This is a genomic window from Acidiferrobacteraceae bacterium (assembly GCA_037388825.1).
Classification (GTDB): Bacteria; Pseudomonadota; Gammaproteobacteria; order Acidiferrobacterales; family JAJDNE01; genus JARRJV01.
Genome location: JARRJV010000070.1, coordinates 3,479 through 11,598 on the forward strand (window position 1 = coordinate 3,479; position 8,120 = coordinate 11,598).

Below are 8,120 nucleotides of genomic sequence, written 5' to 3' on the forward strand. Positions count from 1 at the left end.
CTTCAGCGCCAGGGTCGAGCCCAGGGCAGTGACCGCCTCACAGGGGCCGGTGGCTCCGGCGGCGATGAAGGCGGCGACACTGTCGGTCGTGCCGGCCACGATCGTGGTTTGCCGTGGCAGCCCCAGTTCTCTTGCCATTGCCGGGTCCAGGAGCCCGAGCTCCGTGCCCGGGGCGTGCACCCGTGGCAGGCGTTCGCGATCTACCTGCAATTCCGCCAGCCACTCGGGCCAGCATTTCCGTACCGGGTCATAGCCCAGCTTGAGGGCATTGTTCCAGTCGCTGTCGCCAAAGTGGCCACACAGGCGGCCGGCAACCCAGTCCGACTGATGCAGGGCGAGCAGCTCGGCGTTTTGCGCCGACTGTTCCCGCAACCATAAATAATGGGCAAGGCCGGACCAGGGGCCGTGGGCGCCACAGTCCGGTGGAGCGACCGCGGCGATGCGCTTCGCCTGTTCCAGCGCGCGGCCGTCGTTGTACATCAATGCCGGCGTGCGCACGGTTCCATCCCGCTCGCACAGGAGCAGGGTACCGGACGTGCCGTCCACCGCCAGGCGGCAGACGTCGTGCTCGTGCAGAAAAGGGGAGATGTGTTGCAGGCAGTCCCGCACCGCCTGCCACCAGCATTCGGGGTCCTGCTGCACCCGTGGCCCGTCGTGCTCCGGTGCCGGAAGCGGGCTTGTGGCCTCGGCCAGCACCTCCTGCCGCGGGTCCAGGGCCAGGGCGCGGCAGGCGCTGGTGCCCAGGTCCAGCCCGAGGCAAACGGAGCGTCCCGCCGGGTTCAGCTTGCCGTCGCCGGCTTCCATCCGGGCTGGCGGTATTCCACGGTCACGGTGGTGTACAGGCCGCCGCGGACATTGAAGCGTGCGCGCAGGCGCATATAGCGGGGCGCGGTCGCCGCCACCAGGTCCTCGAGAATCTGGTTGGTCACCGCCTCATGGAAGGCGCCCTCGTCGCGGTAGGACCAGTAGTAGAGTTTCAGGGACTTCAATTCCACGCATTTCTGGTCCGGGATGTAGTCCAGGAACAGGGTGGCGAAGTCCGGCTGGCCGGTCTTGGGGCACAGGCAGGTAAACTCCGGACTCTCGATCTCGATGGTATAATCCCGCTCCGGATGGGGATTCTCGAAGGTATCCAAGGTCTTACTGGGCTTGGTAGGCATTTCGTTTCCCTTGTGCTAGCTTTGCGTGGCCTCGGCGCCGGGGCACCGGCGAATTGTAAACGATTACTCCCAGATTTAACCCTGACGAATCCCTGATGCGCCTGAAAAAAATTCGGATGGCCGGTTTCAAGTCCTTCGTGGACCCCACCACCATCCCGATTACCTCCTCCATGACGGGCATCGTCGGCCCCAACGGCTGCGGAAAATCCAACATCATCGACGCCGTGCGCTGGGTGATGGGCGAGAGCTCGGCCAAGAATCTGCGCGGCGATTCCCTGGCCGACGTCATCTTCAGCGGTTCCAATTCGCGCAAGCCCGTGGGCCGCGCCTCGGTGGAACTGGTGTTCGACAACACCGACGGCAAGGCGCCCGGCCAGTACGCCAGCTATGCCGAGATCGCCATTCGCCGCGAGGCCTCGCGCGACGGCCAGTCCGATTACTTTATTAACAAGACCCGTTGCCGCAAGAAGGACATCACCGACATCTTCCTCGGTACCGGTCTCGGTCCCCGTGCCTATTCGATCATCGAGCAGGGCATGGTCACGCGCATCATCGAATCCAAGCCCGAGGACCTGCGCGGATTCCTCGAGGAAGCGGCGGGCATCTCGCGCTACAAGGAGCGCCGCCGTGAGACCGAGAACCGCATCCGTCACACCCGGGAAAATCTCGACCGTGTGAACGACATTCGTTCCGAACTGGAAAAGCAGCTGAATCGCCTGCAGCGCCAGGCCAAGGCGGCCGCGCGCTACAAGGACCTGAAGCAGGAAGAACGCCTGCTCCATGCCCAGTTGCTGGCCCTGCGCTGGCGCACCCTGGACGCGCAACTGCGCGGCATCGAGTCCGAACTGGGTACCAGCGATGTGGAACTGGAGAAGCTGCTTTCGGCCCAGCGCGAGACCGAGGCCGGGATCGAGTCCCTGCGCAGCCAGCGTACCGAAGCGGCCGATGCGCTGAACACGGTGCAGGAAGAATTCTACGGAATCGGCGGCGAGATCTCCGCCATCGAACAGTCCATACAGCATGTGCGCGACACACGCGCGCAGCAGGTGCGTGAGCACGAAGAGGTCAACCGCTCCTGGACCGAGGCCAGCGAGCACCTGAAGGCAGACCTGGAGATCATCGAACGCCTCGGCAAGGAGCTGAACGAGGGCGCGGCGGAAATGGACCAACGGCGCCAGGCCCGCGACCGGCACGCCGAGGCACAGCGCGCGGCGGAACAGGCCATGCAGCGCTGGCAGTCCGACTGGCAGGTCTTCAGCGAGGCCTCGGCAGAACCGGCCAAGGTGCGCGACGTGCAACGGGCGCGCATTGACCAGCTGAACGAGCACATCGCTGAACTCGAGGAACGCCGGCAACGGCTGGGCGCGGAGGCGGAGCGCATCGGCGCCGAACTCGGCCAGGAAGGCCTGGAATCATCCCGAACCGAAGCACGCAATCTGGAAGAGGAGTGCACGCAACAGGCCCAGGCGGTCAGCGATCTCGAGCGCCGCCTGCGCGAACTGCGCCAGCAGCGCGAGCAGCTGGGCGAGACCCTCGAGCGCGAGCGCGAGGAACAGCAGCAGGTCGCCGCGCGTCTGACTTCCCTGCGCGAGTTGCAGGACGCTGCCCAGGGCAAGCACGACAACGAACTCACCCAGTGGCTGGAACACAACCGGTTGGCGCAGCGCCCCCGGCTTGCCGGTCGCCTGCAGGTGGAGACAGGCTGGGAACAGGCGGTGGAACGGGTCCTGGGTTCGACCCTGGGCGCCGTATGCGTGGACGACGTGGAAGGCTATCGCTCCTCTCTGACCGATCTCGGGCAGTCGGACCTGACGCTGATGGATACCCGTGGCGGCGACGCGCCGGCCATGCCCGGCCGCCTGGCGGCGCTGGTGCGCAGCGACATCCCGGTGGCGCCTCTCCTGAACCGGGTTCGCACGGCCGAATCCCTCGACGAGGCCTTCGCCCTGCGCGCGCAACTGGCGGAGGGCGAGTCGGTCATCACCCGCGAAGGCGTGTGGCTGGGGCCGAACTGGCTCAGCATCAGCAGCAGCGACGGTGCCCGCGCCGGCGTGTTGCGTCGCGAACAGGAGATCCAGGAACTCGGCGAAAAGGAGCACACGCTGTCCGAGCGCGTGGCCGAGGCGCGCACCCAGAGCGAAACCCTGCAGTCGCAGCTGGAAGACATGGACAACCAACTGGTGGATGCGCGCGAGGCGCTCAACCGCGCCAACGGGCGGCGCGCACAACTGGCCGAGCGTCTGGGTCACGAAGAGGCGCGGCGCGAGCAGCTGGATTCGCGTCGAGGCCAGTTGCAGGGCGAGATCGAGGAGCTGGACCTGCGCGCCACGCGCAGCCGCGAGGAACTGACGGCATCCCAGCGCCTGCTGAGCGAGGCCGAGGGTGCCAGTGGCGAACATGAGCAACGGCGGGCGCAACTGGAGGCCGAACGCGGACAGATCCAGGAACAGCTGGAGCGGGCACGCGACGATGCCGCCACGGCCCGCGATGCCTGGCACGAACTGGAACTGGAACGGCAACGTCGTCAGACCACGCTGGAGTCCACCGAGCAGAGTGTCGCCCGTCTGCGCGGGCAGTTGCAGCACCTGGAACAGCGGCGCGAGGAACTGGCCCAGGTCCTGTCCGCCGGCGATAGCCCGGAGGCCGAACTCAAGCAGAAGCTGGAAAGTTTCCTCGGCCGTCGCGTGGAAGTGGAGCAGCGGCTGAATACCGCGCGCCAGGAGGCCGGCGCCCTGGACGAGACCCTGACCGCGCGCGAGCAGGAACGCAACCAGCAGCAGAAGAAGGTGCAGGAACAACGCGAGGCCATGGAACAGATTCGGGTACGCCGCCAGGAACTGGTGACCCGGCGCGATACCCTGGTGGAACAGCTCGCCGAAACCGGTCACACCCTGGAGCAGGCGCGCGACGGCCTGGCCGAGGATGCCACCGAAGACGCATGGAAGGAGCAGCTCGAGGCTGTGGAGCGGCGCATCAACCGCCTGGGCGCCATCAATCTCGTCGCCATCGAGGAATACGAGCAGGAATCCGAGCGCAAGGGTTACCTCGACAAGCAGCACGAGGACCTGACCCAGGCCCTGGCGACGCTGGAAGAGGCCATGCGCAAGATCGACCGCGAAACGCGCACGCGTTTCCGCGAGACCTTCGACCAGGTCAACACCGGCATGCAGACCTATTTCCCGCAGCTCTTCGGCGGCGGTCACGCCTATCTCGAGCTGCTGGGCGAGGACCTGCTGACCACGGGGGTGGGCGTGATGGCGCGACCCCCGGGCAAGCGCAACAGCACCATCCATCTTCTGTCCGGCGGCGAGAAGGCCCTGACCGCGGTGGCGCTGCTGTTCGCCATCTTCCAGCTCAATCCGGCGCCGTTCTGTATCCTGGACGAGGTGGACGCGCCGCTGGATGATGCCAATGTGCAGCGCTATTCGGAAACCCTGAAGACCCTGTCCGGCAACACCCAGTTGCTGTACATCACTCACAACAAGATCAGCATGGAGATGGCGGATGTGCTGGTCGGTGTTACCATGTCGGAGCCGGGCTGTTCGCGCCTGGTCGCTGTAGACGTGGAAGAAGCAATGGAGATGGTCGCCTCGTAATGAGCCTGAAATTCGCCCTGCTGTTGATCGCTGTCGTCATCGTCGTCACGGTCGCAATCGGGGCGCTGGATCAGGCCCGCACGCGTAACCGTCGACTGAACCGCGATCGTCCCCGGGAGGAAGCCGAAGAGGACGAGGTACTGGCCGTGGCACCGGCCGAACCCGCGGGCGCTCCCGCGGCCCTGGAAAAACGTTCGCTCAAGGCCGACCGGCCGATCCCGCACCAAATGGTGCGCCAGCCCCACGAAGACTTCTACGAGGAACTCAAGCGCATCGAGCGTGCCGTGGATGTGCGCCTGGACGTGGACCCGGACATCGACCGGCGCGCGGCTACCGCGGAGGCCGAGGCCGAACCCGAGATACCCGGCCGCGTCGTGCCCACGGTCGCCAACGAACGCATCGATTTCATCGTCACCCTGCCGGGTTCGTCCCCGGTGTCGCGTCACAAGGCCCTGGGCCTGTTCCGCCAGAACGAATACCTGCTGGACAAGCCGCGGGCGATCTACGGCCGGCGCCACGTCACCAAGGTGTGGACCAATCTCGAGACCGATCCCGAGGACATGGAATACGACGAATTGCGCCTGACCCTGCAGATGGCGGACAGCGACGGGTCGGTGACGGAATCGGAGCTCAACACCTACACGCAAATGGCCCTGCAGTTCGGCGACCAGCTGAAGCGGCGCACCCTGTTCTCCCTGGACCATGAAGACGCGCTCCTGCTGGCCCAGGACCTGGACGGCTTCTGCAAGGAGTACGACGTCATCGCCTCGCTCAATATCGTCGCCAACAGCCCCACGGGGTTCGGCGGGCGCGCCGTGGACGGCGCCGCGACTGAAGCCGGCATGCAGTATGGCGATATGCACATTTATCACATGGCCGACGGCGGGGGTCGTACCCTGTTCAGTCTCGCCAATCTGTTCAAGCCGGGCGATTTCGATCGCGAACACCTGGACGAGTTTCACACCGAGGGCGTGACCCTGTTCATGCAGGTGGCGACGGTGAACGAACCGGCGGCGGTGTTCGAGCAGATGGCGGAGGTGGGGGCACACATGGCGGAAGAGCTGGGCGGCCGACTGGTGGACCAGGACGGCAAGGCCCTGACCGACTCGGGGCGCCGGGCCATTGCCGCCCAGATCAAACAGATCGCCGGCGATATGTCGCGCAGGGGCATCGAGCCGGGTAGCGAGGCGGCGCGCCGCCTGTTCGGCATATGAACGCCGGCACCAGGGCCGCGCGCGAGATCGAGGACCTGCGGCGGCAAATCGAGCACCACAACTACTTGTATTACGTACTCGACCGGCCGGAGATTCCGGACGCCGAGTACGATCGCCTCATGCGCCGCCTGCAGGAACTGGAGGCGGCGCACCCGGACCTGGTCACACCCGAGTCGCCGACCCAGCGGGTGGGCGCCAAGCCCCTCAAGCAGTTCGCCGAGGTCCGCCACACCATTCCCATGCTGTCGCTCAACAACGCCTTCAGCGACGAGGAGGCGGAGGAGTTCGACCGCCGCGCGCGCGAGCGCCTGGGTGAGGAGCGGATTCACTACGTCGCCGAACCCAAGCTGGACGGTCTTGCCATTGCAGTGGTGTACGAGAACGGCGCGCTGACCCGTGCCGCCACCCGCGGCGACGGAACCACCGGCGAGGACGTGACCCTGAACGTGCGCACCATCGAGTCCGTGCCCCTGCGCCTGCGTGGCAAACACATCCCCGAGTTGCTGGAGGTGCGCGGCGAGGTGTACATGCCGCACAAGGGCTTCGCCGAACTGAACAAGCGCCAGGTGAAACGCGGCGAGAAGACCTTCGCCAATCCCCGCAACGCCGCCGCAGGCAGCCTGCGCCAGCTGGACCCGCGCATTACCGCGGAACGGCCGCTGGAGATGTATTGCTACGGCGTGGGCGAGGTGCGCGGCGCCGATTTGCCGGACCGTCACAGCAAGATCCTGGAGCAGCTGCGCGACTGGGGTCTGCGCGTCAGCCCCGAGATCAAGGTCGTGCGTGGTATCGATGCCTGTCTGGACTATCACCGGGATCTGCTGGACAAGCGCGAAACGCTTCCCTATGACATCGACGGCGTGGTGTACAAGGTCGATCGTATCGAGCAGCAACAGGAACTGGGATTTGTCGCGCGCGCGCCGCGCTGGGCCCTGGCGCACAAATTCCCGGCGGAAGAGGAGATGACGAAGCTGCGCGACATTGAAGTGCAGGTGGGTCGCACCGGCGCGGTCACTCCGGTGGCGCGGCTGGAACCGGTGTCCGTGGGCGGTGTCACCGTCACCAATGCCACCTTGCACAACGAAGACGAGATCGAACGCAAGGACGTGCGCATCGGCGATACCGTCATCGTGCGGCGTGCCGGCGACGTGATTCCGGAAGTGGTGGGCGTGGTCAAGTCGAAGCGGCCGCGCAACGCGAAGAAGTTCAGGATGCCGAAGAAATGCCCGGTGTGCGGTTCCGAGGTCGAGCGGCTGGAAGGCGAGGCCGTGGCACGATGCACCGGCGGGCTGTTCTGCCCGGCCCAGCGGCGCGAGGCCATCAAGCACTTCGCCTCCCGCCGCGCCCTCGACATCGAGGGCCTGGGCGACAAGCTGGTGGAGCAACTGGACGAACAGGGGCTGGTGAAGGACGTCGCCGGGCTGTACGGGCTCAGCCTGGAACAGGTCGCCGGGCTGGAACGCATGGCGGAGAAGTCGGCGCAGAATCTCCTGGATGCGCTGGAAGATTCCAAGGAAACCACGCTCGCGCGTTTCATCTATGCCCTCGGCATCGGTCAGGTGGGCGAGGCCACGGCACGCAATCTTGCGCGCCACTTCGGCAATCTGCCGGCGCTGCAAAAGGCGAGTCTGGAAGATTTGGAGGAGGTGCCGGACGTGGGCGAGGTGGTGGCGGAAAGCATTCACACCTTCTTTCGCCAGGCCCACAACAAGGAAGTGATCCAACGGCTGCAAAAGGCAGGCGTGCACTGGAAGGACGAGCAACCGGTATCGAAGGCGAAACAGCCGCTGGCGGGTCAAACCTTCGTTCTGACCGGTACCCTGGATTCCATGACCCGGGACGAGGCCAAGGATCGCCTGCAGGCCCTGGGGGCCAAGGTCAGTGGCAGCGTGTCGAAGAAGACGAACTACGTGGTGGTGGGGGCGGAACCCGGATCCAAGGCTGCGAAGGCCGAGGCCCTGGGCGTTACCATGCTGGACGAGGCCGCGTTCGCGCGCCTGCTGAAGAAGAATTCATCGTAGAAGAAAGCAGGAAAGGGTGGTACGGCGGAGACCGCCGTACCACGCAGGAAGGCTATTTGCCGTCTTGCTTTTCCGGAGCCGGAGCCGGAGCCGGAGCGGGTGCCGGGGCGGGTGCCGGGGCGGGTGCCG

General features: G+C 65.9%; 5 protein-coding genes. 3 read left to right on the forward strand and 2 right to left on the reverse strand.

The annotated features are described in order from the left end of the window. Positions 1-804: FGGY family carbohydrate kinase (locus P8X48_11015; GenBank protein MEJ2107835.1), on the reverse strand; the 804-nt coding region annotated here is incomplete at its 3' end. Further along, complete coding sequence (gene queF, locus P8X48_11020) at positions 780-1,160, reverse strand: preQ(1) synthase (protein ID MEJ2107836.1); 381 nt, start codon at positions 1,158-1,160, stop codon at positions 780-782. The genes P8X48_11015 and queF, both read right to left, overlap by 25 nt. 95 nt (positions 1,161-1,255) lie before the next feature. Between queF and smc the strand changes: the two genes are divergently transcribed. The 3 genes from smc to ligA are packed head-to-tail and all read left to right on the forward strand — an operon-like array spanning position 1,256 to position 7,991. After that, the gene (gene smc / locus P8X48_11025; protein ID MEJ2107837.1) at positions 1,256-4,756 is read left to right on the forward strand and encodes a chromosome segregation protein SMC; all 3,501 of its coding nucleotides are present in this window, start codon (positions 1,256-1,258) and stop codon (positions 4,754-4,756) included. Beyond that, a complete protein-coding gene (locus tag P8X48_11030) occupies positions 4,756-5,970 on the forward strand; it encodes a cell division protein ZipA C-terminal FtsZ-binding domain-containing protein (GenBank protein MEJ2107838.1) in 1,215 nt (404 codons plus the stop codon). The genes smc and P8X48_11030 overlap by 1 nt, the downstream gene beginning before the upstream one ends. Then, positions 5,967-7,991 (forward strand): NAD-dependent DNA ligase LigA, encoded by a 2,025-nt coding sequence (gene ligA, locus P8X48_11035; protein ID MEJ2107839.1) that lies wholly within the window; start codon positions 5,967-5,969, stop codon positions 7,989-7,991. The genes P8X48_11030 and ligA overlap by 4 nt, the downstream gene beginning before the upstream one ends. Positions 7,992-8,120: the final 129 nt, after the last annotated feature.

What these genes read in the sequence shown, in the direction of transcription:
- queF (MEJ2107836.1), bottom strand. Translation starts at nt 1,160, where the DNA reads ATGCCTACCAAGCCCAGTAAGACCTTGGATACCTTCGAGAATCCCCAT.
- smc (MEJ2107837.1), top strand. Translation starts at nt 1,256, where the DNA reads ATGCGCCTGAAAAAAATTCGGATGGCCGGTTTCAAGTCCTTCGTGGAC.
- P8X48_11030 (MEJ2107838.1), top strand. Translation starts at nt 4,756, where the DNA reads ATGAGCCTGAAATTCGCCCTGCTGTTGATCGCTGTCGTCATCGTCGTC.
- ligA (MEJ2107839.1), top strand. Translation starts at nt 5,967, where the DNA reads ATGAACGCCGGCACCAGGGCCGCGCGCGAGATCGAGGACCTGCGGCGG.